This is a genomic window from Pseudomonas sp. NPDC090752 (assembly GCF_055584805.1).
In genome coordinates this window covers 171,864-197,723 of sequence record NZ_JBVJLI010000011.1, presented here as the reverse complement: position 1 = coordinate 197,723, position 25,860 = coordinate 171,864, and the positions used below count along the sequence as shown (strand labels likewise).

Here is a 25,860-nt window from a genome sequence, read left to right as displayed (position 1 = left end):
GGCTACACCTTCGCCAACGTCAACGGCGTGCCACAGCCCAATGACGAAGATCACACCGTCGACATCATGTTCGTCGTCGACCCGGGCAAGCGTGCTTACGTCAACCGCATCAACTACCGCGGCAACACCAAGACCGAAGACGAAGTGCTGCGCCGCGAAATGCGCCAGATGGAAGGTGGCTGGGCCTCGACCTACCTGATCGACCAGTCCAAGACCCGTCTGGAGCGCCTGGGCTTCTTCAAGGAAGTCAACGTCGAAACCCCGCCGGTGCCGGGCACCGACGACCAGGTCGACGTCAACTACAGCGTCGAAGAGCAGGCTTCCGGTTCGATCACCGCCAGCGTCGGCTTTGCCCAGAGCGCCGGCCTGATCCTCGGTGGTTCGATCAGCCAGACCAACTTCCTCGGTACCGGTAACAAGGTGTCGATCGGCCTGACCCGCTCCGAATACCAGACCCGCTACAACTTCGGCTTCGTTGACCCCTACTTCACGGCTGACGGTGTCAGCCTGGGCTACAACGCGTTCTACCGCAGCACCGACTATGATGACCTCGACGTTGACGTGGCCAGCTATGCGGTCGACAGCCTGGGTGCCGGTGTCAGCCTGGGCTACCCGATCAGCGAAACCTCGCGCCTGACCTACGGCTTGAGCGTACAACAGGACAAGATCAAGACCGGTCGTTACACCGTCAACGAGATCTTCGACTTCCTCGATGAAGAGGGTGACAACTTCCTGAACTTCAAGGCCTCGGTCGGCTGGTCCGAATCGACCCTGAACAAGGGCGTGCTGGCTACGCGTGGTCACTCCCAGAGCCTGACGCTGGAGTCCACCATTCCGGGCAGCGACCTGTCGTTCTTCAAGCTCGACTATCGCGGTCAGCTGTTCAAGCCAATCAACAACGACTACACCCTGCGCCTGCACACCGAACTGGGCTATGGTGATGGTTTCGGTGGGACTTCGGGCTTGCCGTTCTATGAAAACTACTATGCGGGTGGCTTCAACTCCGTTCGTGGCTTCAAAGACAGCAGCCTGGGCCCGCGCAGTACGCCGAGTACCGGACCAGATAACCCAAATCATCGACCCGGTACTATCGAGGACCCGGATCAGGATCCGCTGCCGTTCGGCGGTAACGTACTGGTCCAGGGTGGCGTCGAGCTGCTGTTCCCGCTGCCGTTCGTCAAGGACCAGCGTTCGCTGCGCACCTCCGTGTTCTGGGATGTGGGTAACGTGTTCGACACCAATTGCGGCAGCAAGCCGGATTGCGAAAAGGTCGGTTTCTCGGGCATGGCGAGCTCCGTCGGCCTGGGCGTCACCTGGATTACTGCCCTGGGCCCGTTGAGCTTCAGCCTGGCAATGCCGGTGAAGAAGCCGGACGATGCCGATACTCAGGTGTTCCAATTCTCTCTGGGCCAGACCTTCTAAGGTCGGCCCTAGCTTAACGACAACGGTTTATCCAGGAGTGCATCGTGCGTAAATTGGCTCAACTGGCCGTAGTGGCCGCGGCGCTGGTCGCCACCCCGGCTTTCGCCGAAATGAAGGTTGCCGTGCTGAACTATCAGATGGCCCTGCTTGAATCCGATGCCGCCAAGAAATACGCGGTGGATGCCGAGAAGAAGTTCGGCCCGCAGCTGACCAAGCTCAAGGGCTTGGAAAGCAGCGCCAAGGGCATCCAGGATCGCCTGATCAAGGGCGGTGACAAAATGGCTCAGCCCGAGCGTGAGCGCCTGGAACTTGAGTTCAAGCAGAAGGCCCGTGACTTCCAGTTCCAGTCCAAGGAACTGAACGAAGCCAAAGCTGTGGCCGACCGCGACATGCTCAAGCAGCTCAAGCCGAAGCTCGATGGCGCTGTCGAAGAAGTGATCAAGAAGGGCGGTTACGACCTGGTTCTCGAGCGTGGTGCGGTCATCGATGTCAAACCTCAGTACGACATCACCCGCCAAGTCATCGAGCGCATGAACCAAGCCCGTTGATATGACCGTGACCATGACGCTCGGCCAGTTGGCCGAGGCCCTAGGGGCCACGCTGAAAGGCTCCGAGGCGCAGCAGATTACCGGGCTGGCTACCTTGCAGGAGGCCGGCCCCGGTCAATTGAGCTTCCTCGCCAACCCGCAGTACCGCAAATACCTGGATAACTGCCAGGCAGCAGCGGTGCTGCTCAAGGCTGCGGACGCCGAAGCCTTTGCCGGCAACGCCTTGATCGTGCCCGACCCGTATCTGGCGTATGCGCGGATCTCCCACCTGTTCGACCCGAAACCCAAGGCTGTGGCGGGAATTCATCCCAGCGCCGTGGTGGCCGAGGACGCACAGGTCGATGCCAGCGCCAGCATTGGGCCGTTTGCGGTCATTGAGAGCGGCGCACGCATCGGTGCCAACGTCAGCATCGGCGCGCATTGCGTGATCGGAGCGCGTTGCGTGGTCGGTGAGGGCGGCTGGTTGGCGCCGCGGGTCACGCTGTATCACGACGTGACCATCGGCAAGCGTGTGGTTATCCAGTCGGGCGCCGTGATCGGCGGCGAGGGCTTCGGCTTCGCCAATGAGAAGGGTGTTTGGCGCAAGATCGCCCAGATTGGCGGGGTCTCCATTGGTGATGATGTCGAAATCGGCGTCAACACCGCCGTAGACCGTGGCGCGCTGTCCGACACGCGGATCGCCGACGGGGTCAAGCTCGACAACCAGATCCAGATCGCGCACAACGTGCAGATCGGCGAGCACACGGCCATGGCCGCCTGCGTCGGGATTTCCGGCAGCACGCGCATCGGCAAGCACTGCACCATTGCCGGCGGTGTCGGCATGGTGGGCCATATCGATGTGTGCGATAACGTATTCGTTTCCGGAATGACCATGGTCACCCGTTCGATCACTGAACCGGGTGCTTATTCTTCCGGTACTGCCATGCAGCCACTGGCTGACTGGCGCAAGAGCGCCGCGCGTATCCGCCAGTTGGATGACATGTCCAAGCGTCTTCAGCAGCTGGAAAAACGTGTCAATACCGTGACCTCAGGTGGCCAGCCGACATCAGAAGGCTGATACCATTTCCTGAGCGAGAGTGAACAGTCGCTAGCTGGCTCCTCTTTGGATTGCAAAAGGAGCGTGTGTTCAGCACCTGCGCTCCCTATTCTTATTACAGGCTTCCCCCCGAAATGATGGACATCAACGAGATTCGCGAATACCTGCCTCACCGCTACCCGTTTCTGCTGGTAGACCGTGTGACGGATCTGGACTTCGAGGCCCAGAGCATTCGTGCCTACAAGAATGTCAGCATCAACGAGCCATTCTTCAACGGGCATTTTCCGGAACACCCGGTAATGCCTGGTGTGCTGATCATCGAAGCCATGGCCCAGGCCGCAGGCATTCTCGGTTTCAAGATGCTCGACACCAAGCCGGCCGACGGCACGCTTTACTACTTCGTCGGCTCCGACAAGCTGCGTTTCCGTCAGCCGGTATTGCCGGGCGACCAGCTGGTGCTGGAAGCCAAGTTCATCGGTCGCAAGAAGACCATCTGGAAATTCGAATGCCGGGCCCTGGTCGACGGTAAGCCTGTGTGCTCGGCCGAGATCACCTGCGCGGAACGTGAGCTATGAATTCGATTGATCCGCGGGCGATCATCGACCCGTCGGCCAAGCTGGCCGACGGCGTTGAGGTCGGTCCGTGGTCGATCGTTGGTCCCGACGTTGAAATCGGGGAGGGCACCGTCATCGGTCCCCACGTTGTGCTGAAGGGGCCGACCCGGATTGGCAAGTACAACCGCATCTACCAGTTTTCCTCGATCGGCGAAGACACCCCTGACCTCAAGTACAAGGGTGAACCGACGCGCCTGGTGATCGGTGATCACAACGTGATCCGCGAAGGTGTGACCATTCACCGTGGCACCGTCCAGGATCGCGCTGAAACCACCCTGGGCGATCACAATCTGATCATGGCCTATGCCCATATCGGCCATGACAGCGTGATCGGCAACCATTGCATCCTGGTCAACAACACGGCGCTGGCCGGGCACGTGCATGTCGGTGACTGGGCGATCCTGTCCGGCTTTACCCTGGTGCACCAGTACTGCCATATCGGTGCTCACGCGTTTTCCGGCATGGGTACAGCGATCGGCAAGGACGTTCCGGCCTTCGTCACGGTATTCGGCAGCCCCGCCGAAGCCCGCAGCATGAACTTCGAAGGCATGCGCCGCCGTGGCTTCAGCGACGATGCGATTCGCGAACTGCGCCGTTCGTACAAGATCGTCTACCGCCAGGGCCTAACCGTGGAAGAGGCGATCAAGGAACTCGACGAACTGGCTTGCAAACACCCTGAGGTCGAACTGTTCCGCCAGTCGATCGTGAATTCCGCTCGCGGCATCACCCGCTGACATGGCCCAGCTTTGCGTAGCCCTGGTCGCGGGTGAGGCCAGCGGCGATATTCTCGGTTCCGGTTTGATGCGCGCCTTGAAGGCGCGCCATCCCGATGTGCGGTTCATCGGTGTCGGTGGCCCACTGATGGAGGCCGAAGGCCTGCAGTCGTATTTCCCTATGGAACGCCTTGCGGTCATGGGCCTGGTCGAGGTGCTGGGGCGCCTGCGCGAGCTGCTCAAGCGGCGCAATGCACTGATTCAAACCCTGATCGCCGAGCAGCCCGATGTGTTCATTGGCATCGACGCACCCGATTTCACCCTTAATATCGAATTGAAGCTGCGCCAGGCCGGCATCAAGACGGTGCATTACGTCAGCCCGTCGGTCTGGGCCTGGCGGCAGAAACGTGTGCTGAAGATCCGCGAAGGCTGCGACCTGATGCTGACGCTGCTGCCCTTCGAAGCGCGCTTCTACGAAGAGCAGGGCGTGCCGGTGCGATTCGTTGGTCATCCGTTGGCCGATACCATTCCACTGGCCGCTGATCGGCAGGCTGCACGCGCTGTGCTGGGCCTGGGTGCCGGGCCGGTGGTCGCGCTGATGCCCGGTAGCCGAGGTGGCGAAGTGGGGCGCCTGGGTGCACTGTTCCTCGACGCTGCCCAGCGCCTGCAGGAAATGGTGCCTGGCGTGCGCTTCGTACTGCCCTGCGCCAACGCGGCGCGGCGTGCCCAGGTCGAACAGATGCTCGAAGGACGCGACTTGCCTTTGACGTTGCTCGATGGTCAGTCGCATCAGGCCCTGGCCGCCTGTGACGCAGTGCTTATCGCCTCGGGCACCGCCACGCTGGAGGCCATGTTGTACAAGCGCCCCATGGTCGTGGCCTATCGCCTTGCACCGCTGACCTACTGGATCCTCAAGCGTCTGGTAAAAAGCCCCTACGTGTCGTTGCCGAACTTGCTGGCCCAACGTGAGCTGGTGCCTGAGCTGCTGCAAGACGCCGCCACCAGCGAAGCCCTGGCGCAATCCCTGGCGCCGCTGGTGGCCGATGGCAGCCAGCAGACCGAGCGTTTCGACGAGATCCATCGTACCCTGCGCCGCGACGCCTCCAACCAGGCGGCAGACGCGGTGCTCGCTTTGCTGAAGGACCGCTGACATGCAGATAGGACTGGACTTCAACCTGGTCGAAGACCTGGTTGCCGGCGTCGACGAAGTCGGCCGCGGGCCACTGTGCGGTGCGGTGGTCACGGCGGCGGTGATTCTCGACCCGGCACGGCCGATCCTGGGTCTGAACGATTCGAAGAAACTCACCGAGGCCAAGCGTGAAGCGCTGTTCGACGAGATCTGCGAAAAAGCCCTGAGTTTTTGCATTGCCCGCGCCGAGGTCGAGGAAATCGACCGGCTGAATATCCTTCAGGCGACGATGCTGGCCATGCAGCGCGCGGTGGAGGGCTTGAGCGTCACGCCCAAGCTTGCGCTGATCGACGGTAATCGTTGCCCTAAACTGACGGTGCCGGCCGCGCCGGTAGTCAAGGGCGATAGCCAGGTACCGGCCATTGCTGCCGCGTCGATCCTGGCCAAGGTCACGCGTGACCGCGAGATGAGCGCGTTCGAGTTGATCTACCCGGGATACGGCATGGGTGGGCATAAGGGTTATCCGACTCCGGTACATCTTGAAGCCTTGGCGTGGCTTGGGCCAACGCCCATCCATCGGCGCTCATTCGCACCGGTGCGCGCTGCCTGGGAAGCCCGTGAGGGTATTACGGATTCTCTGATCTGAAACATTGGGGCCGCTATGCGGCCCCAAATGCTTTGCGCATTTACGTTACAATCCCGCCCTTGTCGTTCAGCACTGCTACAGGATCTTCCATGTCGGTTCCCTTCGTTCACCTGCGCGTCCACTCCGAATTCTCGCTGGTCGACGGCCTGGTGCGGATCAAACCGCTGGCCAAGGCGCTGGCCGGGATGAACATGCCGGCGGTGGCGATCACCGACCAGAGCAACATGTGTTCGCTGGTGAAGTTCTACAAGACCGCCATGGGCGCGGGCATCAAGCCGATCTGCGGCGCCGACCTGTGGCTGGCCGGGGCGGACCCAGAGGCCCCGCTGTCGCGTATCTGTTTCCTGGCCACGAATCCCAAGGGTTATCGCAACCTCACCGAGTTGATTTCGCGCGGCTGGACCGACGGCCAGCGTAACGGCCTGGTCATTCTCCAGCGTGAGTGGATCGCCCCGGCCAGCGAAGGGCTGATTGCCTTGTCCGCCGGCAAGCAAGGGGACATCGGCATGGCCTTGATGGCAGGACGGGCCGACGAGGCTGAGGCGCTGCTGCATGATTGGCTGGGCATGTTCCCTGAGCGCTTCTACGTCGAAGTACAGCGCACCAACCGTGCTGGCGACGAAGAATACGTCCACGCCGCTGTAGCGCTGGCAGACAAAGTCGGGGCGCCGTTGGTGGCGACCAACGATGTGCGATTCATCAAGCAGTCCGACTTCGACGCCCACGAAAGCCGCGTTTGCATCGGTGAAGGCTGGACGCTGGACGATCCACGTCGCCCGCGCCTGTACAGCGACCAGCAATACCTCAAGAGCGCTGAGGAAATGGCCGAGCTGTTCAGCGACCTGCCCGACGCCATCGCCAACACCGTCGAGATCGCCAAGCGCTGCAACATCCAGGTGCAACTGGGCAAGCACTTCCTGCCCGACTTCCCGACACCCAATGGCATGGGTATCGACGACTACCTGCGCCACGTGTCCCACGAAGGCCTGGAGGAGCGCCTGGCGGTACTGTGGCCGAAGGAAACCACGCCCAATTACGAAGAGAAGCGCCAGGTTTACCTGGACCGCCTGACGTTCGAGCTGGATATCATCATCCAGATGGGCTTCCCCGGTTACTTCCTGATCGTAATGGACTTCATCAAGTGGGCGAAGAACAACGACGTGCCTGTTGGCCCGGGCCGGGGGTCGGGCGCCGGCTCGCTGGTGGCCTACGTACTGAAGATTACCGACCTCGACCCGCTGGCGTACGACCTGCTGTTCGAGCGCTTCCTTAACCCTGAACGTGTTTCCATGCCCGACTTCGACGTCGACTTTTGCATGGATGGCCGTGACCGGGTGATCGAGTATGTTGCCGATGCCTACGGGCGCAACGCGGTCAGCCAGATCATCACCTTCGGCACCATGGCCGCCAAGGCCGTAGTGCGTGACGTGGCGCGGGTGCAGGGCAAGTCCTATGGGTTGGCCGACCGCCTGTCGAAGATGATTCCGTTCGAAGTGGGCATGACCCTGGAGAAGGCCTACGAACAGGAAGAAATCCTGCGCGACTTCCTCAAGGGCGACGAAGATGCGCGTGAAATCTGGGACATGGCGCTCAAGCTCGAAGGCGTGACCCGGGGTACCGGCAAGCACGCCGGTGGCGTGGTCATCGCCCCGACCAAACTCACCGACTTCTCGCCGATCGCCTGCGACGAAGAGGGCGGCGGCCTGGTGACCCAGTTCGACAAGGACGACGTCGAGGCCGCCGGCCTGGTCAAGTTCGACTTCCTCGGCCTGCGCACCCTGACCATCATCAAGTGGGCGATGGAGATCATCAACCGCGAGCAGGCCAAGAACAACCTGCCCGATCTCAATATCGACTTCATCCCGCTGGACGATCGCAAGACCTACGAGCTGCTGCAGAAGGCCGAGACCACGGCGGTCTTCCAGCTCGAATCGCGCGGCATGAAGGAGCTGATCAAGAAACTCAAGCCCGACTGTCTGGAAGACCTCATCGCACTGGTGGCATTGTTCCGTCCAGGCCCGCTGCAGTCGGGCATGGTGGACGACTTCATCAACCGCAAGCACGGGCGCGCCGAGCTGGCCTATCCCCATGCGGACTATCAGTACGAAGGCCTGAAGCCGGTGTTGGCACCTACGTACGGCATCATTCTGTACCAGGAACAGGTGATGCAGATTGCCCAGGTCATGGCGGGCTATACCCTTGGCGGCGCCGACATGCTGCGCCGGGCCATGGGTAAGAAAAAGCCCGAGGAAATGGCCAAGCAGCGCGGTGGCTTCATCGAAGGCTGCGTGGCCAACAATATCGACGCTGATCTTGCGGGTAACATCTTCGACCTGGTGGAGAAGTTCGCTGGATACGGCTTTAACAAATCCCACTCCGCGGCCTATGGCCTGGTGTCGTACCAGACCGCCTGGTTGAAGACCCACTACCCGGCGCCGTTCATGGCTGCGGTTCTGTCGGCGGATATGCACAACACCGACAAGGTCGTGGTACTTGTCGAGGAAGTGCGCAGCATGAAGCTGCGCCTCGATGCGCCGGACGTGAACTTCTCCGACTTCAAATTCACCGTCAACAACGAGGGTCGCATCGTCTACGGCCTGGGGGCGATCAAGGGTGTCGGTGAAGGGCCGGTGGAAGCCATCGTCGAAGCGCGTGCCCAGGGCGGCCCGTTCAAGGACCTGTTCGACTTCTGCGTGCGCATCGACCTCAAGCGCGTCAACAAGCGGACCCTCGATGCGCTGATTCGCAGTGGCGCACTGGACCGGCTCGGCCCGCACTTCCATGACGAGATCAAGGCTTACCACGCCAATATCGACATCAACCGTGCGACGCTGCTCTCGGCATTGGGCGAGGCCGTCAAGGCCGCCGAGCAAGCGGCTCATACCGCCGACAGTGGCCACGTCGACCTGTTCGGTGGCATGTTCGACGCCCCGGATGTCGACGTCTACGTCAACCACCGCAAGGTGCGTGAGCTGACGCTGAAGGAACGCCTGAAGGGCGAGAAGGACACCCTCGGCCTTTACCTCACCGGCCACCCGATCGATGAATACGAGGCCGAGGTCCGCCGCTTCGCCCGCCAGCGCATCGTCGACCTGAAGCCGTCGCGCGAGACCCAGACCATCGCCGGGATGATCATTGCCCTGCGGGTGATGAAGAACAAAAAGGGCGACAAGATGGGCTTCGTCACCCTCGACGACCGTTCCGGGCGCATCGAAGCCTCGCTGTTCGCGGACGCGTTCATGGGTGCACAAGCTTTGTTGCAGAATGATGCGATGGTCGTCGTCGAAGGCGAAATCAGCAATGACGACTTCTCCGGCGGCCTGCGCCTGCGCGTGAAGCAGGTGATGACCCTGGAAGATGCCCGCACCAAGCTGGCCGAAAGCCTGCGCCTAAAGATCACCCACGAGGCGCTCAAGGGCGATCGCTTGAACTGGCTGGGCGAGCTGATCACCCGCCATCGCGGCGGTTGCCCGATCACCCTCGAATACACCGGCAGCGACGCCAAGGCCATGCTGCAGTTCGGCGAGCAGTGGTCGATCGACCCGGCCGACGGCTTGATTCAGGCGCTGCGTGACCAGTTCGGGCGTGAGAACGTCTTCCTGCAATATCGTTGAACCGACGCAATTTAATCTCGACCTGAATGCGCCTGATCCCTTAAGGTAGGGCGCCAAACGGATCAACCGGCCGGCCGCCTGGCCGTAGACCCAAGACGGATGACTATGAACCCGAATTTTCTCGATTTCGAACAGCCGATTGCCGACCTGCAAGCCAAGATTGAAGGGCTGCGCCTGGTGGGTAACGACAACTCGCTGAACATCAGCGATGAAATTGCCCGTCTGCAAGACAAGAGCAACACCCTGACCGAAAGCATCTTCGGCAACCTGACCAGCTGGCAGATCGCCCGCCTGGCCCGCCACCCACGTCGTCCTTACACCCTGGACTACCTGGAGCACATCTTCACCGAGTTCGAAGAGCTGCACGGCGACCGCCACTTCTCCGACGATGCCGCCATCGTCGGTGGTACCGCCCGCCTGGATGGCAAGCCGGTCATGGTCATTGGCCACCAGAAGGGTCGTGAAGTACGCGAAAAGGTACGTCGCAACTTCGGCATGCCGCGCCCAGAAGGCTACCGCAAGGCGTGCCGTCTGATGGAAATGGCCGAGCGCTTCAAGATGCCGATCCTGACCTTCATCGATACCCCGGGCGCCTACCCAGGCATCGACGCCGAAGAACGCAACCAGAGCGAAGCGATCGCCTGGAACCTGCGTGTCATGGCGCGCCTGAAGACGCCGATCATCGCCACTGTGATCGGTGAAGGTGGTTCAGGCGGTGCGCTGGCCATCGGTGTGTGCGACCAGCTGAACATGCTGCAGTACTCCACCTACGCGGTCATTTCGCCGGAAGGCTGCGCTTCGATCCTGTGGAAGACCGCCGACAAGGCGGCCGACGCGGCCGAGGCCATGGGCATCACCGCCGAGCGCCTGAAAAGCCTGAACATTGTCGACAAGGTCATTCAAGAGCCGCTGGGCGGCGCCCACCGCGATCCGGCAAAAATGTCCGAGAACATCCGCGCCGACCTGGTTCAGCAGCTGGACATGCTTGGCAAGTTCGACAATGACGCGCTGCTGGCCCGTCGTTATGAGCGCCTGATGAGCTACGGCCTCTGATGGAAAATGCTGGGGCCGCCGTGCGGCCCCGGCATTTTCGAGTGATGTGAGGCTTCCATGATCAACCTCACCCCCTGGCTCAATGCCCCTGCCTGGCACATCGCCTTCTCTGGCGGCCTCGATTCCACCGTCCTCCTGCATTTGCTGGCTGATTACGCCCGTACTCACTCAGCGCCTCCGCTACATGCCATCCATATCCACCACGGCCTGCAACCTGCGGCCGACAGCTGGCCAGATCATTGCCAAGCGGTGTGCGAACGTCTGGGTGTCAAACTCTCCATCATCCGCGTCCAGATAGTCGCGGGCGCCAGCCTGGAGCAGGCAGCCCGTGATGCCCGCTATTCGGCATTTCAGGAGATCCTCGGTCCAGGTGATGTGCTGTTCACCGGCCAACACCGCGATGATCAGGCCGAAACATTGCTTTTCCGCCTTTTGCGCGGTGCCGGCTTGCGTGGGCTGTGCGCAATGCCAGCACAGCGGCCATTGGGGCAGGGCGTCCTGGCCAGGCCGATGCTGACGGTTTCACGTTCGCAATTGCATCACTATGCGCACGCGCACGGGTTGACCTGGGTCGAAGACCCGTCCAACAGCGACATGGCCTTTGCCCGCAATTTCCTGCGTGGCGAAGTGTTGCCGTTGCTGCAGCAGCGCTGGCCGCAGGCAAGCCAGAACCTTGCCCGTAGCGCCGAGCATCTGGGCGAAGCGCTGGGCCTGCTCGAGGAGTTGGCCCAGTCTGACCTGGCCGTGGCCGGGGAGGGCGCGCCCGCCACCTGGTCAGGCCTCGACTCCCTGGACCTGGCGACGCTCGCGGCGCTTTCTCCAGCGCGTCAGCGCAATGCCTTGCAGTACTGGCTGAGTCTACGCACCCGCCTGCCCGACAGTCGGCACTGGGCGGGCTGGACGGACCTGCGTGATGCCGCGATCGATGCCCAGCCCGTCTGGCAGCTGACCGACGGCAAGCTTGCGCGCAGCCACGGGCGTATCTGGTGGTTGAGTGGCGACTGGCTACAGCCGGTTGCCGGTGCGCTGCGCTGGGAGCAGCCGGCCAGCCCGCTGGCATTGCCTGGCAACGGCACTGTTCGCCTGCAAGGCAGTACCCAGGGCGACTTGCGCATTGCTTACCGTCGAGGCGGCGAAGTGCTGGATATTCCGGGCCGTGGCAAGCGTGACTTGAAGCGCCTGCTCAATGAGCTGCACGTCCCGCACTTCATGCGCGCGCGCTTGCCGTTGCTGTACAGCGGCGAGCGCTTGCTGGCCGTGGCCAATTTGCCCGAATTGGGACGGGCGGATTGCCAGCTGCATTGGCAAGCCCCGACGAACGCGCAAGGTTTGAGCTGAAGGGTACATTCCGGTAGACTACCCTCCCTTCTTGATACAACTTCTGTGCGTTCCTCGGAAACACGGCAGTTGCCGATTACCAAGCAGTTTTTTGCTGAGCTGATTCTGGAAATGACGAGCGAGTTCCATGCCGGGAATATCCCTGGCCTGTACCGACGCGGCAGTTTTTCGAGATGCACTGTGATTGACGCAGGTGATCGGGGGCTTCGGCCTTCCTTCGCTTTCTCCGGCGGCGCTGGCCGCCTTAACGCAGACTTCTAGGGTTTTTCATGACGCGCTACATATTCGTCACGGGCGGTGTTGTTTCTTCATTGGGGAAAGGCATTGCCTCGGCTTCCCTGGCGGCCATCCTGGAAGCGCGGGGCCTGAAGGTCACCATGCTGAAGCTGGATCCGTACATCAACGTCGATCCTGGCACCATGAGTCCGTTCCAGCACGGTGAGGTCTTCGTCACCCACGATGGCGCCGAGACCGACCTCGACCTGGGCCACTACGAGCGGTTCATCCGCACGACCATGACCCAGAACAACAACTTCACCACCGGCCGCGTGTACGAGCACGTGCTGCGCAAAGAGCGCCGCGGTGACTACCTGGGCGCGACCATTCAGGTCATCCCGCACATCACCGACGAAATCAAGCGCCGCATCATCAAAGGTGCTGGCGACGCTGACGTGGCGATGGTCGAAATTGGTGGCACGGTGGGTGACATCGAGTCGCAGCCGTTCCTTGAAGCCATCCGCCAGCTGCGTTTCGAAGTCGGTGCCAAGCGTGCCATGCTGATGCATCTGACGCTGGTGCCGTACATCGCCACTGCAGGCGAGACCAAGACCAAGCCGACTCAGCACTCGGTCAAGGAACTGCGCTCCATCGGCTTGCAGCCAGATGTATTGGTGTGCCGCTCCGACCACCCGATCGACAGCTCGTCGCGCCGCAAGATCGCCCAGTTCACCAACGTTGAAGAACGTGCGGTGATCGCGCTGGAAGATGCCGACACCATCTACAAGATCCCGGGCATCCTGCATTCGCAAGGCCTGGATGATTTCGTCGTCGAGCGTTTCGGCCTGCAGTGCGAGAGTGCCGATCTGTCCGAATGGGACGCAGTGGTCGACGCCAAGCTCAACCCTGAGCAGGAAGTCACCATTGCCATGGTCGGCAAATACATGGAACTGCTGGATGCCTACAAGTCGCTGATCGAAGCGATGAGCCATGCCGGCATCAGCAACCGCACAAAGGTCAACCTGCGCTACATCGATTCCGAAGACATCGAGAACCAGGGCACCAGCCTGCTCGAAGGTGCCGATGCCATCCTGGTGCCGGGCGGTTTCGGCCTGCGTGGCGTGGAAGGCAAGATCACCGCGGTGCAATACGCCCGTGAAAACAAGGTGCCGTACCTGGGTATCTGCCTGGGTATGCAGGTGGCCGTGATCGAGTTCGCCCGTAACGTGATGGGCTGGAAAGACGCCAACTCGACCGAGTTCGACCGCAATAGCGGCCACCCGGTGGTGGGTCTGATCACCGAGTGGGCCGACGCCACGGGTGCCGTCGAGACCCGTACTGAAGCTTCCGACCTGGGCGGCACCATGCGCCTGGGCGCACAGGACTGCCAGCTGGCTGCCGGTTCCAAGGTGCATGACTGCTACGGCAAGGACGTGATCACCGAGCGTCACCGTCACCGCTATGAAGTGAACAACAACCTGCTGCCGCAGCTGGTTGACGCGGGCCTGCTGGTTTCCGGTCGTTCCGAAGACGGCGCGTTGGTTGAAGTGGTCGAGTCCAAGGATCATCCATGGTTCGTCGCTTGCCAGTTCCACCCGGAGTTCACTTCCACTCCGCGTGATGGTCACCCGCTGTTCAGCGGCTTCGTCAAGGCGGCCCTGGCCCAGAAGAACAAGGCCTGAAGCTGGGCTTTGATGAGTTTTCCGACGGTTAAAACCGCGCAAGGCTCATTTCTCGGGTAAAGTACGCCCCGATCTGCCCCTGACCGCACGGTCAGGGGCTGCTTTCGCCCGGCCCTGCCTGCTGTATCCTCGCCTGGTGAAAGGCAAGAATTCCCTAAAGCTGCGTTGTTTTCGTCAATTCTGGAGTGCTTACAACAATGGCAAAAATCGTCGACATCAAAGGTCGTGAAGTTCTCGATTCGCGTGGCAACCCCACCGTGGAAGCCGATGTACTGCTCGACAACGGCATCATCGGCAGCGCTTGCGCGCCGTCCGGTGCTTCCACCGGCTCGCGCGAAGCGCTGGAGCTGCGTGATGGCGACAAGAGCCGTTACCTGGGCAAGGGCGTGCTGAAGGCTGTCGGCAACATCAACGGCCCGATCCGTGAGCTGCTGCTGGGCAAGGATCCTTCCGACCAGAAAGCCCTGGACCGCGCCATGATCGACCTGGACGGTACCGAGAACAAAGCCAAGCTGGGCGCCAACGCCATCCTGGCTGTTTCCCTGGCTGCCGCCAAGGCCGCTGCCCAGGATCAGGACCTGCCGCTGTACGCGCACATCGCCAACCTCAACGGCACCCCGGGCCAGTACTCGATGCCGGTTCCGATGATGAACATCATCAACGGTGGCGAGCACGCCGACAACAACGTCGACATCCAGGAGTTCATGGTTCAGCCGGTTGGCGCCAAGACCTTCTCCGACGGCCTGCGCATGGGCACCGAGATCTTCCATCACCTCAAAGCCGTGCTCAAGGCCCGTGGCCTGAACACTGCCGTGGGTGACGAAGGTGGCTTCGCGCCGAACCTGGCTTCCAACGAAGACGCCCTGGCCGCCATCGCCGAAGCCGTTGAAAAAGCTGGCTACAAGCTGGGCACCGACGTGACCCTGGCCCTGGACTGCGCGGCTTCCGAATTCTTTGAGGACGGCAAGTACAACCTGTCCGGCGAAGGCAAGTCGTTCGACGCCGAAGGTTTTGCCGACTACCTCAAAGGCCTGACCGAGCGCTTCCCGATCATCTCGATCGAAGACGGCCTGGACGAGTCCGACTGGGCTGGCTGGAAAATCCTCACCGACAAGATCGGCGAGAAGGTGCAGCTGGTCGGTGACGACCTGTTCGTGACCAACACCAAGATCCTCAAGGAAGGCATCGAAAAGGGCATCGGTAACTCGATCCTGATCAAGTTCAACCAGATCGGCTCGCTGACCGAGACCCTGGAAGCCATCCAGATGGCCAAGGCTGCCGGCTACACCGCAGTGATCTCGCACCGCTCCGGTGAAACCGAAGACTCGACCATCGCTGACCTGGCCGTGGGCACCGCTGCTGGCCAGATCAAGACCGGCTCGCTGTGCCGTTCCGACCGCGTCTCGAAGTACAACCAGCTGCTGCGCATCGAAGAGCAACTGGGTGCGAAAGCGGTGTACCGTGGCCGTACCGAGTTTCGCGGCTAAGCAAGAGATGGTAAAAAGACAGCAGCCGAGGCTGTCGGATTTTTCGAACTGAAATATCCGGCGCTTCATGCGGGTTTCTGTCAACGAAGCCTGGCCTCGGCCAGGCTTCGTGCTATTTGAGGCCTGCCCGTTGCTGGCGGTCTTTTTAATCTGGATACCTTGATGCGCAGTCCCTATTGGTTGTTTCTTGTCCTGCTCTTGCTGCTCGGTGGCCTGCAGTACCGCCTGTGGGTGGGTAACGGCAGCCTGGCGCACGTGGCCGAGCTCAAGCAGCAGATCGACGAGCAGCATGCCGAAAACGAGCGGCTGCTGGAGCGTAACCGCGTGCTCGACGCCGAGGTGCTGGAGTTGAAGAAAGGTATGGAGACCGTTGAAGAGCGGGCTCGTCATGAACTGGGAATGGTCAAAGAGGGCGAAACCCTCTTCCAACTGCCGCAAAAATGATCGATATGCTACCGGCTTTCTGGGCCGTGATTCCCGCCGCGGGTGTGGGTGCCCGCATGGCTGCCGACCGCCCCAAGCAATACTTGCAATTGGGTGGGCAGACCCTTATCGAGCATAGCCTCGACTGTTTTCTTGGCCACCCTGCGCTCAAAGGCGTGGTGGTCAGCGTTGCCGAAGATGATCCGTACTGGCCTGGCTTGCGATGCGCCAGCGATCCGCGCATCCAGCGGGCCCGGGGTGGGCGCGAGCGCGCCGACTCGGTGCTCAATGCTCTGCTGCTGTTGCATGCCCAAGGGGCGGCAGACAGCGACTGGGTACTGGTGCACGATGCGGCGCGGCCGAACCTGGCGCGTAGCGACCTGGACAAGTTGTTGTCGGAACTGGCCGATGACCCGGTAGGTGGGCTGCTGGCGGTCCCGGCGCGCGATACGCTCAAGCGGGCCGATGCCAGCGGGCGCGTCAGTGCCACCGTGGATCGCAGCACCATCTGGCAGGCTTACACGCCGCAGATGTTCCGCCTGGGCGCTTTGCACCGGGCATTGGCCGAGTGCCTGGTGTCCGATGTGCTGGTTACCGATGAGGCGTCGGCCATCGAATGGTCCGGCCAGGCGCCGCGGCTGATCGAGGGGCGCAGCGACAATATCAAGGTGACCCGCCCTGAAGACCTGGAATGGTTGCGTCAGCGTTGGGCAAACCGGCATTGAGTTGTCCGTACTGGCCTCTTCGCGGGCGGTCCGACGTCTCGGCAAGCCCGCTCCCACAGAATCTCCGTCGTCTCTGAATTCTGTGCGGTACCTGTGGGAGCGGGCTGGTCCCGCGAAGAGGTCGGTAAAGCCAGCACATCAATCCTGCTTGTACTCCGGCAACCCTGCCAACCCTTCCTTCAGATAATCCACTAGCCGTCGAACCTTGGGCGACAGATGCCGCTGCTGCGGATACAGCGCCCATACTGCCGTGTTCGGCGGCTGATGCGCCTCCAGTAACGACACCAGCGCCCCGCTGTTGAAGTGCTCCCGCACGTAGTAATCCGGCAACTGGCACAACCCCATCCCCAGCAGCGCCGCATCAAGCACTGCCTGCCCACTGTTGCAGCGCCAGTTGCCCTGTACCCGCTGGCTGATCTCGCGCCCATCCTGCTGCAACGCCCACAGGTCGGAGCTGCCCACCAGGCAGTTGTGCCGGGCCAGCTCGGAAAGGCTGTGCGGCCTGCCATAACGTTCCAGATAGGCAGGCGAGGCACACAGGTACATGCGCCGCGGCGCCAGGCGTGTGGCCACCAGTCGAGAGTCGGCCAGCCGGCCCAGGCGAATCGCCAGGTCCATGCCTTCGTGCAGGAGGTCCAGGGTGCGGTTGCTCAGTTCCACTTCGACCCGTAACTGCGGATACAAGCCCATGAAACGCGTCACCAGCGGCACGATGAAGCGCTCCCCGTAAGCCACGGCGCAGGTCATGCGCAGCAGCCCTTTGGGTTCGCTGGCCAGGTCGCCCATGGCGCGCAGGGCTTCCTCGCGGCCGTCCTGCAGGCGCTGGCAGTGCTGCAGGAAGGTCTGACCGGCTTCGCTCAAGGTGACGCGGCGGGTGCTGCGATACAGCAGGCGGGTCTGCAGGCGCTCTTCAAGTCGGGCGATTTGCCGGCTGATATGCGATGACGACACCCCCATGCGCTCAGCCGCCGCCGTGAACTGACCCGACTCGGCAACGGCGACGAATTCGTCGATGCCTTCCCAGCGACTGCTCATTGATTATCCCTGTATGGCAATAATGTTTTGTCCTGGTCAGGATTATTCATCAAAAACAGCTGAATTACACTGTGGGACTGAATCGACCCTCTGTTTGGAGACCTTTGATGATCAAGTCCCGTGCCGCCGTTGCCTTCGAGGCCAAGAAACCCCTGGAAATCGTCGAAGTCGACGTGGCCATGCCGAAGGCCGGCGAAGTGCTGCTGCGCGTGGTCGCCAGCGGTGTCTGCCATACCGACGCCTACACCCTGTCGGGCGCCGACCCGGAAGGCATCTTCCCGGCGATCCTCGGCCATGAGGGCGGGGCGATTGTCGAGGCCATCGGCGAGGGCGTGACCTCGGTGGCTGTCGGCGACCACGTGATCCCGCTGTACACCCCGGAGTGTGGCCAGTGCAAATTCTGCCGCTCGGGCAAAACCAACCTGTGCCAGGCCATCCGCGCTACCCAGGGCAAAGGCTTGATGCCGGACGGCACCACCCGCTTCTCGTACAAGGGCCAGCAGCTGTTCCACTACATGGGCACCTCGACGTTCTCCGAGTACACCGTGCTGCCGGAAATTTCCGTGGCCAAGATTCAGAAAGAAGCACCGCTGGAGAAGGTCTGCCTGCTCGGTTGCGGTGTAACCACCGGTATCGGCGCGGTCATCAACACCGCCAAGGTCAAGCCGGGTGACACCGTGGCCATCTTCGGCCTGGGCGGCATCGGCCTGTCGGCGATCATCGGCGCGGTCAAGGCCAAAGCCTCGCGCATCATCGCCATCGACATCAACCCGGCCAAGTTCGAGATCGCCCGTCAACTGGGCGCCACCGACTGCATCAACCCGAAGGAATACGACCGTCCGATCCAGGAAGTGATTGTCGACCTCACCGACGGTGGCGTGGACTTCTCGTTCGAATGCATCGGCAACGTGCAACTGATGCGTGCTGCCCTGGAGTGCTGCCACAAGGGGTGGGGTGAGTCGGTGATCATCGGCGTCGCTGGTGCCGGCCAGGAAATCGCCACCCGTCCGTTCCAGCTGGTGACCGGTCGCGTCTGGCGCGGTTCTGCCTTCGGCGGCGTGCGCGGCCGCAGCGAGCTGCCCAGCTACGTGGAAATGGCCGAGAAGGGCGAGATTCCGCTGGATACCTTCATCACCCACACCATGGGCCTGGAGGACATCAACAAAGCCTTCGACCTGATGCACGAAGGCAAAAGCATCCGCAGCGTGATCCACTTCTGAGGTCAGTCATGAGCCTGGATAACATCTCCTGCCAGAAAAGCTTCGGCGGCTGGCACAAGCGTTACCGGCATCAGTCCAAGGTGCTGGGCTGCGACATGGTGTTCGCCGTCTACCTGCCGCCGCAGGCCGAGCAGGGCGAGAAGCTTCCGGTACTGTACTGGCTGAGCGGCCTGACCTGTACTGACGAAAACTTCATGCAGAAGGCCGGTGCCCAGCGGCTGGCCGCCGAGCTCGGCCTGATCATCGTTGCGCCCGACACCAGCCCGCGTGGCGAACAGGTGCCGGGCGACCCGGACGGTGCCTGGGACTTTGGCCTGGGGGCGGGCTTCTACCTCAATGCCACTCAGCAGCCCTGGGCACAGCACTACCGCATGCATGATTATGTAGTAGATGAACTGCCAGCACTGATCGAGGCGCACTTCCCGGCCTCCGATCAGCGCAGCATCAGTGGTCATTCCATGGGCGGGCACGGTGCGCTGGTTTGCGCCTTGCGCAACCCGGGGCGCTATCGCTCGATCTCGGCGTTTTCGCCGATCAGCAACCCCATGGATTGCCCGTGGGGCGAAAAGGCCTTCAACCGCTACCTGGGTGAAGACCGCACGCGCTGGCGCGAGTGGGATGCCAGCGTGCTGCTGGCCGATACACCCAACGGTGAGTGCCCGCCGTTGCTGGTGGACCAGGGTGACCGTGACGACTTCCTCGAGAAGCAGCTCAAGCCTGAAGTGCTGGAACAGGCCGCACGCAAAGGGGGGCATGAGCTGACCTTGCGCCTGCAGCCTGGCTATGACCATAGCTACTATTTCATCGCCAGCTTCATTGATGACCATCTGCGCCATCATGCAGTGGCACTCGGAAGGGTTTAACGACCTGGTCCAAAAGCCGCCCAACCACCTGCAAAGCAGGTAGAATCACGCCCTGACTCAATCAGGGCGTTTTTCTATGCGTATTGGCCACGGCTACGATGTGCACCGCTTCTGCGACGGTGATTTCATTACCCTGGGTGGGGTGCGTATCCCTCACAAATACGGCCTCCTGGCCCATTCCGACGGTGATGTGCTGCTGCATGCCTTGAGCGATGCCTTGCTCGGCGCCGCGGCGCTGGGTGACATCGGCAAGCACTTCCCCGATACCGACCCGCAGTTCAAGGGTGCCGACAGCCGCGTGCTGCTGCGCCATGTGCTCGGCATCGTCCAGGCAAAAGGCTGGAAGGTCGGTAACGTCGACGCTACCATCGTTGCCCAGGCGCCGAAGATGGCCCCGCACATCGAGACCATGCGCCAACTGATCGCAGAAGACCTGCAGGTCGAGCTCGACCAGGTCAACGTCAAGGCCACCACCACCGAGAAGCTGGGCTTCACGGGCCGTGAGGAGGGCATCGCCGTACACGCGGTCGCCCTGCTGCTGCCAGCATGACCGAACTGGAACTGCTGGGCCCGCGCGCATCGGGCGAGCCACTGGGCACTGCGGTGCTCAAGGCCGTGGCGGAAGACTTCCAGGTCGACGAAGTGCTCGACATTCCGTTATCTGGCCAAGGCGAGCATTTGTGGCTGTGGGTCGAGAAGCGCGATCTGAACACCGAAGAGGCTGCCCGCCGCCTGGCGCGTGCCGCAGGCGTGCCGGTGCGCTCGATCAGCTATGCCGGCCTCAAGGACCGCCAGGCGCTGACCCGCCAGTGGTTCAGCCTGCACTTGCCGGGCAAGGCCGACCCAGACCTTTCGCGTGCTGAAGATGACACCTTGCGTGTGCTCAAGCAGGTGCGTCACTCGCGCAAGCTGCAGCGCGGCGCCCACTCGGCCAACGGCTTCACCTTGCGCTTGACGGCACTGGCGGCGGACCACCAGGCACTGGATATACGCCTGCAAGCGCTCAAGCACCAGGGTGTGCCCAACTACTTTGGCAGCCAGCGTTTCGGGCATGGCGGCGGCAACGTTCAGGATGCTCAGCACTGGGCCGAGCGCAAGGCGCTGCCAGAGCAACGCAACGTACGTTCCCGGTTGCTTTCTGCCGCGCGCAGCTACGTCTTCAACCAGGTCTTGGCCGCCCGCGTCGCCGACGGCAGTTGGCAGCGTGCGCAGGTCGGCGACCTGTTGGCGTTTACCGATAGCCGCAGCTTCTTTCCTGCAGGTGAGCAGGAATGTGCCGATCCGCGCCTGGATATTCTCGACTTGCACCCCACCGGCCCGATGTGGGGCGAAGGCCCTTCGCCCACAGCCGGCGCGGCTTACGCGCTGGAGTCGGCGATTGGCGAGCAGCATGCGGCACTGTGCCAATGGCTCGCCAATGCGGGCATGAGTCACGAACGGCGCATCCTGCGGCTCCCTATTGGCGGCCTGACGTGGCATTATCCCGAGCCTGATATCCTGCAACTGGAATTCGTCCTTCCGGCCGGATGCTTCGCCACCGTCGTGGTGCGCGAACTCGTCGATCTGGTGCCGGCAGGGCAGACGGACAGCCCATGCGTATTCTGATTTCGAATGATGACGGTGTTACTGCACCCGGCCTCGCCGCGCTCCACGGAGCGCTGGTGGATTATGCCGAGTGCGTGGTGATCGCCCCGGATCAAGACAAGAGCGGCGCCGGCAGTTCGCTGACGCTGGACCGGCCGCTGCACCCGCAAACCCTGGCCAACGGCTTCATCAGCCTCAATGGCACGCCCACCGATTGCGTCCACCTGGGCCTTAACGGCCTGTTGCCGGAACCGCCGGACATGGTCGTTTCGGGGATCAACCTGGGTGCCAACCTGGGCGATGACGTCATCTATTCCGGTACGGTGGCCGCCGCACTGGAGGGCCGCTTTCTGGGCGGCACGTCCTTGGCATTCTCGTTGCTCTCGCGGCTGCCCGACAACTTGCCTACCGCAGCCTTTATCGCCCGTCGCCTGGTCGAGGCGCAGTCGCGCCTTGAGCTGCCGCCGCGCACCGTGCTCAACGTCAACATTCCCAACCTGCCGCTGGAGCACATCCGCGGCATCCAGCTCACTCGCCTCGGTCATCGGGCGCGAGCAGCCGCGCCGACCAAGGTGGTCAACCCGCGCGGCAAGGAAGGTTACTGGATTGCCGTGGCCGGCGATGCCGAGGATGGCGGGCCGGGCACGGACTTCCACGCGGTGATGCAAGGCTACGTGTCGATCACCCCGCTGCAGCTGGACCGCACCTTCAACGATGCCTTCGAGCAGCTCGACGGCTGGCTGGAGGGCCTGCTCTGATGCGCGAACAGGACGATTTGCAGCGTCGTGGTATCGGCATGACCTCCCAGCGTACCCGGGAGCGGTTGATCCAGCGTCTGTGCGAGGAGGGCGTCTCGAACCCCAAGGTGCTCGATGCCATCCGCCGCACGCCGCGCCATCTGTTCGTCGATGAGGCCCTGGCCCACCGCGCCTACGAGGACACCGCGTTGCCCATCGGGCACAACCAGACCATCTCGCAGCCGTTCATGGTCGCGCACATGAGTGAGTTGCTGTTGGAGGCCGGGCCACTGGACAAGGTGCTGGAGATCGGCACTGGCTCTGGCTACCAGACGGCGATTCTGGCACAGCTGGTAGAGCGGGTATTTTCGGTGGAGCGGATCAAGGTGCTGCAGGACCGGGCCAAGGAGCGCCTGGTAGAGCTGAACCTGCGTAACGTGGTGTTTCGCTGGGGCGACGGTTGCGATGGCTGGCAGGCGCTGGCGCCCTACAACGGCATTATCGTCACCGCCGTGGCACCCGAAGTGCCGCAGGCATTGCTCGACCAACTGGCACCGGGCGGCCGCATGGTGATCCCCGTGGGGCCGGCCGGCGAGGTCCAGCAACTGATGCTGATCGTCCGTGAGGAACAGGGTTTTTCTCGCCACGTGTTGGGGGCCGTGCGCTTCGTACCGCTGCTCAATGGTCCATTGGCATGAGCGGCAGGTAATATTTGCAGCGGCAACGAATTCTTGCCGCTTCGCCGTGTCTATCTGGCGGGGTATTCGGCTCTTCAGGGAGCCTTTTCAGCGAGCCTGCCAATGCAGCGTCGCTCGGTTATAATTGCAACATTATTGCATTTCATATCGTATTATCGTTTTCGGCACCATGAGGGGAGCGCGGGTGGGGCACACAGTCATTCGGCAGCGCAAGGATCGGTCGGGTTTCAAGCTTCTGGTGATTGCACTGGCCATAGGCACTCTGCTGACAGGTTGCTCCAGCACCAGCTCGAGCGGTGCGCGCGTGGTCGATCGCAACAATGCGGCGCCCAAGCGACCCACCGTGACTTCTGGCCAGTATGTGGTCAAGCCCGGCGACACGCTGTTCTCCATCGCCTTCCGCTACGGCTGGGATTACAAAGAGCTCGCCGCACGTAACGGTATCGCTCCCCCTTACACCATTCGGCCAGGCCAGGCGATCCGCTTCAACAGCGGCTCGACCGGCAGTACCACGGTGGTGTCCAGCCCGTCCTCTTCGAGCAAGACAACGGTCATTCGTCGCCCTGTTGGATCACCTATCACCCCACCTGCCAGCGGCGGAAAAACGACGCCAACTTCACCAACCACGCCTGCGCCGGTGGTTACCACGGTGCCCGCCGCAGAGCGGGCCGTGGGGGGCTGGACATGGCCGGCCAACGGTGTGCTGATTGGTAAATTTGCTTCAAACGGTAGTTTGAATAAAGGCATTGATATCGCCGGTGATTTGGGACAGCCTGTTTTTGCTGCGTCTGATGGTGCGGTGGTCTACGCCGGGAGTGGCTTGAGGGGCTACGGCGAGCTAATCATCATCAAGCACAGCGACACCTATGTCAGTGCCTACGGCCACAACCGCAGGCTGTTGGTTCGGGAGGGGCAGCAGGTCAAGGCAGGGCAGTCGATTGCTGAAATGGGGTCCACGGGCACTGATCGGGTGAAGCTGCATTTCGAGATTCGCCGCCAGGGCAAACCGGTCGATCCACTCCAGTTCCTGCCACGTCGTTGATTGTTGTACCCGGCCTGTTCCTCTGATGTAGAGGGGACGGGCTCCAGCGATGCCAGGGATGCAGGCGCCGCTCGAGTCTGAGTTCGAACTCAGCAAAGGACTATAACAATGGCTCTCAATAAAGAAGCGCCGGAGTTTGACATCGACGATGACGTCCTCCTGATGGAGACGGGTATCGTTTTGGAAACGGATGTGGTGTCAGACGAACCTGCTGTACCGTCGGTTCGGACCAGGGCCAAATCAGGCTCTTCGCTCAAGCAGCACAAGTACATCGATTATAGCCGGGCGCTCGATGCTACCCAGCTGTATCTCAACGAGATCGGCTTCTCGCCTCTGCTTTCGCCGGAAGAGGAGGTGCACTTCGCGCGCCTGTCGCAGAAGGGCGACCCCGCTGGCCGCAAGCGCATGATCGAAAGCAACCTGCGCCTGGTTGTGAAAATTGCTCGTCGCTACGTCAATCGCGGCCTGTCGTTGCTCGACTTGATCGAGGAAGGCAACCTGGGGCTGATTCGCGCGGTCGAGAAGTTTGACCCGGAGCGCGGTTTCCGTTTCTCGACCTATGCGACCTGGTGGATCCGCCAGACCATCGAGCGGGCGATCATGAACCAGACCCGCACCATTCGCCTGCCGATCCATGTGGTCAAGGAACTCAACGTCTACCTGCGTGCCGCGCGGGAACTGACCCAGAAGCTCGATCACGAGCCCTCTCCCGAAGAAATCGCCACCCTGCTTGAGAAGCCCGTTGCCGAGGTCAAGCGCATGCTCGGCCTCAACGAGCGGGTGTCGTCGGTCGACGTATCGCTCGGCCCGGATTCGGACAAGACCCTGCTCGACACACTCACCGATGATCGGCCCACCGACCCGTGCGAGCTGCTGCAGGATGACGACCTGTCGCAGAGCATCGACCAGTGGCTCGGCGAGCTGACCGACAAGCAACGCGAAGTGGTAGTGCGCCGTTTTGGCCTGCGTGGCCATGAGAGCAGCACGCTGGAAGACGTTGGCCTGGAGATCGGCCTTACCCGCGAACGGGTTCGGCAGATTCAGGTGGAAGGTCTCAAGCGCCTGCGCGAGATCCTGGAAAAGAACGGCTTGTCCAGCGAGTCACTGTTCCAGTAAGCCTTGCCGGTTGCATCCCAAACGCCCCGATCACCTCGGGGCGTTTTTTATTGGTGCAATCTAAGCGAAGGAGCCGGCAATATGTACGGCGCTACCCTGGATACATCGCGTGTAAGCCTTTGCTTACTCCTTCTGTAAGCCTTCCGTGTAACCAGTAGTAAATCATTGTCGTTTCCAAAGGCTGCCTAATCATAACTTCATGAAATAAAAGGTTTTTTTGGATGTGTAGAAGTGTGTCTCCGGTAATGTTTTGAGAGATCTCGCAGTTGCCTGCCCTCCAGAAATCGCTAGTATTCGAACTGTGCACACGGACATGCACAGGCTTTCAGGGAGAAGGCCAAGGACATCGCAAGAAGCGATTTCATTAAGGACGATGTTTGGGACAAGCAGGGACTACGGAAAAAATGTGGGCGGGTCAAACCGCCCCTTTTTTTTTGCCTGCGGAAAATGAAAAAAGGCCCGTTGCGGGCCTTTTTCGTATCCGGACGCTTAGCGCTCCAGATCAGCGATCTTGCCGGTCTTGCCATCCCACTCTTCGGCGTCTGGCAAAGCATCCTTACGCTCGGTGATGTTCGGCCAGATTTCCGCCAGCTCAGCGTTGAGCTCCAGGAAGTTCTCCATGCCAGCAGGTACTTCGTCTTCCGAGAAGATGGCCTGGGCCGGGCACTCAGGCTCGCACAGTGCACAGTCGATGCACTCGTCCGGGTGAATCACCAGGAAGTTCGGGCCTTCGTAGAAGCAGTCCACCGGGCAGACTTCCACGCAGTCGGTGTATTTGCATTTGATGCAGTTGTCGGTGACGACGAAGGTCATTTCTAGTTCTCTCCTCAGGCAACGGCGGCGGCCCTTCCTCTCAGGGCCGCGCGGTTTACGGGCATATGGCTGCAGGCCAGGCTAATAACCTGCAGCACCAGCAAAC

General features: G+C 61.7%; 24 protein-coding genes. 22 read left to right on the top strand and 2 right to left on the bottom strand.

The window, feature by feature from the left end:
- From bamA to ispD, 14 genes are all read left to right on the top strand, one after another.
- On the top strand, positions 1 to 1,422 hold a 1,422-nt coding region (gene bamA, locus ACZ6YA_RS16810; protein ID WP_465898229.1), incomplete at its 5' end, for an outer membrane protein assembly factor BamA.
- Positions 1,423 to 1,466: 44 nt separating this feature from the next.
- Entirely contained in the window at positions 1,467 to 1,970 is a 504-nt protein-coding gene (locus ACZ6YA_RS16805) for an OmpH family outer membrane protein (protein ID WP_167069119.1), read from the top strand.
- Position 1,971: 1 nt separating this feature from the next.
- Positions 1,972 to 3,027 (top strand): UDP-3-O-(3-hydroxymyristoyl)glucosamine N-acyltransferase, encoded by a 1,056-nt coding sequence (lpxD, locus tag ACZ6YA_RS16800; protein WP_465898228.1) that lies wholly within the window; start codon positions 1,972 to 1,974, stop codon positions 3,025 to 3,027.
- 113 nt (positions 3,028 to 3,140) lie between these two features.
- On the top strand, positions 3,141 to 3,581 hold the full coding sequence (gene fabZ, locus ACZ6YA_RS16795; RefSeq protein ID WP_346611787.1) for a 3-hydroxyacyl-ACP dehydratase FabZ: 441 nt from the start codon (positions 3,141 to 3,143) through the stop codon (positions 3,579 to 3,581).
- The gene (gene lpxA / locus ACZ6YA_RS16790) at positions 3,578 to 4,354 is read left to right on the top strand and encodes an acyl-ACP--UDP-N-acetylglucosamine O-acyltransferase (protein ID WP_465898227.1); all 777 of its coding nucleotides are present in this window, start codon (positions 3,578 to 3,580) and stop codon (positions 4,352 to 4,354) included. Before fabZ ends, lpxA begins: the two co-directional genes overlap by 4 nt.
- Position 4,355: 1 nt before the next feature.
- Positions 4,356 to 5,483 carry a lipid-A-disaccharide synthase gene (lpxB, locus tag ACZ6YA_RS16785; RefSeq protein ID WP_465898226.1) on the top strand — a complete coding sequence of 376 codons (1,128 nt, stop codon included), beginning with the start codon at positions 4,356 to 4,358 and terminating at the stop codon, positions 5,481 to 5,483.
- A 1-nt stretch (position 5,484) separates the two neighbouring features.
- The gene (gene rnhB / locus ACZ6YA_RS16780; protein WP_465898225.1) at positions 5,485 to 6,108 is read left to right on the top strand and encodes a ribonuclease HII; all 624 of its coding nucleotides are present in this window, start codon (positions 5,485 to 5,487) and stop codon (positions 6,106 to 6,108) included.
- 89 nt (positions 6,109 to 6,197) lie between these two features.
- Complete coding sequence (gene dnaE / locus ACZ6YA_RS16775; RefSeq protein WP_465898224.1) at positions 6,198 to 9,722, top strand: DNA polymerase III subunit alpha; 3,525 nt, start codon at positions 6,198 to 6,200, stop codon at positions 9,720 to 9,722.
- Positions 9,723 to 9,827: 105 nt separating this feature from the next.
- Positions 9,828 to 10,775 (top strand): acetyl-CoA carboxylase carboxyltransferase subunit alpha, encoded by a 948-nt coding sequence (locus ACZ6YA_RS16770; protein WP_465898223.1) that lies wholly within the window; start codon positions 9,828 to 9,830, stop codon positions 10,773 to 10,775.
- A gap of 57 nt (positions 10,776 to 10,832) precedes the next feature.
- On the top strand, positions 10,833 to 12,113 hold the full coding sequence (gene tilS, locus ACZ6YA_RS16765; RefSeq protein WP_465898222.1) for a tRNA lysidine(34) synthetase TilS: 1,281 nt from the start codon (positions 10,833 to 10,835) through the stop codon (positions 12,111 to 12,113).
- A 269-nt stretch (positions 12,114 to 12,382) separates the two neighbouring features.
- The gene (locus ACZ6YA_RS16760) at positions 12,383 to 14,011 is read left to right on the top strand and encodes a CTP synthase (RefSeq protein WP_465898221.1); all 1,629 of its coding nucleotides are present in this window, start codon (positions 12,383 to 12,385) and stop codon (positions 14,009 to 14,011) included.
- 197 nt (positions 14,012 to 14,208) lie between these two features.
- On the top strand, positions 14,209 to 15,498 hold the full coding sequence (gene eno / locus ACZ6YA_RS16755; RefSeq protein WP_465898220.1) for a phosphopyruvate hydratase: 1,290 nt from the start codon (positions 14,209 to 14,211) through the stop codon (positions 15,496 to 15,498).
- Between the two features lie 162 nt (positions 15,499 to 15,660).
- The gene (gene ftsB / locus ACZ6YA_RS16750; protein WP_400796042.1) at positions 15,661 to 15,942 is read left to right on the top strand and encodes a cell division protein FtsB; all 282 of its coding nucleotides are present in this window, start codon (positions 15,661 to 15,663) and stop codon (positions 15,940 to 15,942) included.
- Positions 15,939 to 16,646 carry a 2-C-methyl-D-erythritol 4-phosphate cytidylyltransferase gene (ispD, locus tag ACZ6YA_RS16745; protein WP_465898219.1) on the top strand — a complete coding sequence of 236 codons (708 nt, stop codon included), beginning with the start codon at positions 15,939 to 15,941 and terminating at the stop codon, positions 16,644 to 16,646. Before ftsB ends, ispD begins: the two co-directional genes overlap by 4 nt.
- Before the next feature lie 138 nt (positions 16,647 to 16,784).
- Here the strand turns inward: ispD and ACZ6YA_RS16740 are convergent, their stop codons facing one another.
- Complete coding sequence (locus ACZ6YA_RS16740; protein ID WP_403130603.1) at positions 16,785 to 17,681, bottom strand: LysR substrate-binding domain-containing protein; 897 nt, start codon at positions 17,679 to 17,681, stop codon at positions 16,785 to 16,787.
- A gap of 107 nt (positions 17,682 to 17,788) precedes the next feature.
- Here ACZ6YA_RS16740 and ACZ6YA_RS16735 point away from each other — a divergent pair, with 107 nt between their 5' ends.
- The 8 genes from ACZ6YA_RS16735 to rpoS all read left to right on the top strand — a co-directional run bounded on the left by ACZ6YA_RS16735 (position 17,789) and on the right by rpoS (position 24,941).
- Positions 17,789 to 18,901 carry an S-(hydroxymethyl)glutathione dehydrogenase/class III alcohol dehydrogenase gene (locus ACZ6YA_RS16735; RefSeq protein WP_465898218.1) on the top strand — a complete coding sequence of 371 codons (1,113 nt, stop codon included), beginning with the start codon at positions 17,789 to 17,791 and terminating at the stop codon, positions 18,899 to 18,901.
- An 8-nt stretch (positions 18,902 to 18,909) separates the two neighbouring features.
- On the top strand, positions 18,910 to 19,764 hold the full coding sequence (gene fghA, locus ACZ6YA_RS16730; protein WP_465898217.1) for an S-formylglutathione hydrolase: 855 nt from the start codon (positions 18,910 to 18,912) through the stop codon (positions 19,762 to 19,764).
- Between the two features lie 76 nt (positions 19,765 to 19,840).
- Positions 19,841 to 20,314, top strand: a complete 474-nt coding sequence (gene ispF, locus ACZ6YA_RS16725; RefSeq protein ID WP_403130596.1) for a 2-C-methyl-D-erythritol 2,4-cyclodiphosphate synthase — start codon at positions 19,841 to 19,843, stop codon at positions 20,312 to 20,314.
- On the top strand, positions 20,311 to 21,369 hold the full coding sequence (truD, locus tag ACZ6YA_RS16720; RefSeq protein ID WP_465898216.1) for a tRNA pseudouridine(13) synthase TruD: 1,059 nt from the start codon (positions 20,311 to 20,313) through the stop codon (positions 21,367 to 21,369). The genes ispF and truD overlap by 4 nt, the downstream gene beginning before the upstream one ends.
- A complete protein-coding gene (gene surE, locus ACZ6YA_RS16715) occupies positions 21,357 to 22,106 on the top strand; it encodes a 5'/3'-nucleotidase SurE (RefSeq protein ID WP_465898215.1) in 750 nt (249 codons plus the stop codon). The genes truD and surE overlap by 13 nt, the downstream gene beginning before the upstream one ends.
- 38 nt (positions 22,107 to 22,144) lie before the next feature.
- Complete coding sequence (locus tag ACZ6YA_RS16710; protein ID WP_465898233.1) at positions 22,145 to 22,783, top strand: protein-L-isoaspartate(D-aspartate) O-methyltransferase; 639 nt, start codon at positions 22,145 to 22,147, stop codon at positions 22,781 to 22,783.
- A gap of 184 nt (positions 22,784 to 22,967) precedes the next feature.
- Entirely contained in the window at positions 22,968 to 23,825 is an 858-nt protein-coding gene (locus tag ACZ6YA_RS16705; RefSeq protein WP_465898214.1) for a peptidoglycan DD-metalloendopeptidase family protein, read from the top strand.
- A 108-nt stretch (positions 23,826 to 23,933) separates the two neighbouring features.
- On the top strand, positions 23,934 to 24,941 hold the full coding sequence (gene rpoS / locus ACZ6YA_RS16700; RefSeq protein ID WP_008099655.1) for an RNA polymerase sigma factor RpoS: 1,008 nt from the start codon (positions 23,934 to 23,936) through the stop codon (positions 24,939 to 24,941).
- A 489-nt stretch (positions 24,942 to 25,430) separates the two neighbouring features.
- On the opposite strand, the gene fdxA is transcribed toward rpoS, so the two are convergent.
- Entirely contained in the window at positions 25,431 to 25,754 is a 324-nt protein-coding gene (gene fdxA, locus ACZ6YA_RS16695; protein WP_449434519.1) for a ferredoxin FdxA, read from the bottom strand.
- Positions 25,755 to 25,860 lie beyond the last annotated feature (106 nt).

Bases quoted from the DNA above. Each gene is read 5' to 3' on its own strand.
- lpxD (WP_465898228.1), top strand. From the start codon at position 1,972: ATGACCGTGACCATGACGCTCGGCCAGTTGGCCGAGGCCCTAGGGGCC.
- fabZ (WP_346611787.1), top strand. From the start codon at position 3,141: ATGATGGACATCAACGAGATTCGCGAATACCTGCCTCACCGCTACCCG.
- lpxA (WP_465898227.1), top strand. From the start codon at position 3,578: ATGAATTCGATTGATCCGCGGGCGATCATCGACCCGTCGGCCAAGCTG.
- lpxB (WP_465898226.1), top strand. From the start codon at position 4,356: ATGGCCCAGCTTTGCGTAGCCCTGGTCGCGGGTGAGGCCAGCGGCGAT.
- rnhB (WP_465898225.1), top strand. From the start codon at position 5,485: ATGCAGATAGGACTGGACTTCAACCTGGTCGAAGACCTGGTTGCCGGC.
- dnaE (WP_465898224.1), top strand. From the start codon at position 6,198: ATGTCGGTTCCCTTCGTTCACCTGCGCGTCCACTCCGAATTCTCGCTG.
- ACZ6YA_RS16770 (WP_465898223.1), top strand. From the start codon at position 9,828: ATGAACCCGAATTTTCTCGATTTCGAACAGCCGATTGCCGACCTGCAA.
- tilS (WP_465898222.1), top strand. From the start codon at position 10,833: ATGATCAACCTCACCCCCTGGCTCAATGCCCCTGCCTGGCACATCGCC.
- ACZ6YA_RS16760 (WP_465898221.1), top strand. From the start codon at position 12,383: ATGACGCGCTACATATTCGTCACGGGCGGTGTTGTTTCTTCATTGGGG.
- eno (WP_465898220.1), top strand. From the start codon at position 14,209: ATGGCAAAAATCGTCGACATCAAAGGTCGTGAAGTTCTCGATTCGCGT.
- ftsB (WP_400796042.1), top strand. From the start codon at position 15,661: ATGCGCAGTCCCTATTGGTTGTTTCTTGTCCTGCTCTTGCTGCTCGGT.
- ispD (WP_465898219.1), top strand. From the start codon at position 15,939: ATGATCGATATGCTACCGGCTTTCTGGGCCGTGATTCCCGCCGCGGGT.
- ACZ6YA_RS16740 (WP_403130603.1), bottom strand. From the start codon at position 17,681: ATGAGCAGTCGCTGGGAAGGCATCGACGAATTCGTCGCCGTTGCCGAG.
- ACZ6YA_RS16735 (WP_465898218.1), top strand. From the start codon at position 17,789: ATGATCAAGTCCCGTGCCGCCGTTGCCTTCGAGGCCAAGAAACCCCTG.
- fghA (WP_465898217.1), top strand. From the start codon at position 18,910: ATGAGCCTGGATAACATCTCCTGCCAGAAAAGCTTCGGCGGCTGGCAC.
- ispF (WP_403130596.1), top strand. From the start codon at position 19,841: ATGCGTATTGGCCACGGCTACGATGTGCACCGCTTCTGCGACGGTGAT.
- truD (WP_465898216.1), top strand. From the start codon at position 20,311: ATGACCGAACTGGAACTGCTGGGCCCGCGCGCATCGGGCGAGCCACTG.
- surE (WP_465898215.1), top strand. From the start codon at position 21,357: ATGCGTATTCTGATTTCGAATGATGACGGTGTTACTGCACCCGGCCTC.
- ACZ6YA_RS16710 (WP_465898233.1), top strand. From the start codon at position 22,145: ATGACCTCCCAGCGTACCCGGGAGCGGTTGATCCAGCGTCTGTGCGAG.
- rpoS (WP_008099655.1), top strand. From the start codon at position 23,934: ATGGCTCTCAATAAAGAAGCGCCGGAGTTTGACATCGACGATGACGTC.
- fdxA (WP_449434519.1), bottom strand. From the start codon at position 25,754: ATGACCTTCGTCGTCACCGACAACTGCATCAAATGCAAATACACCGAC.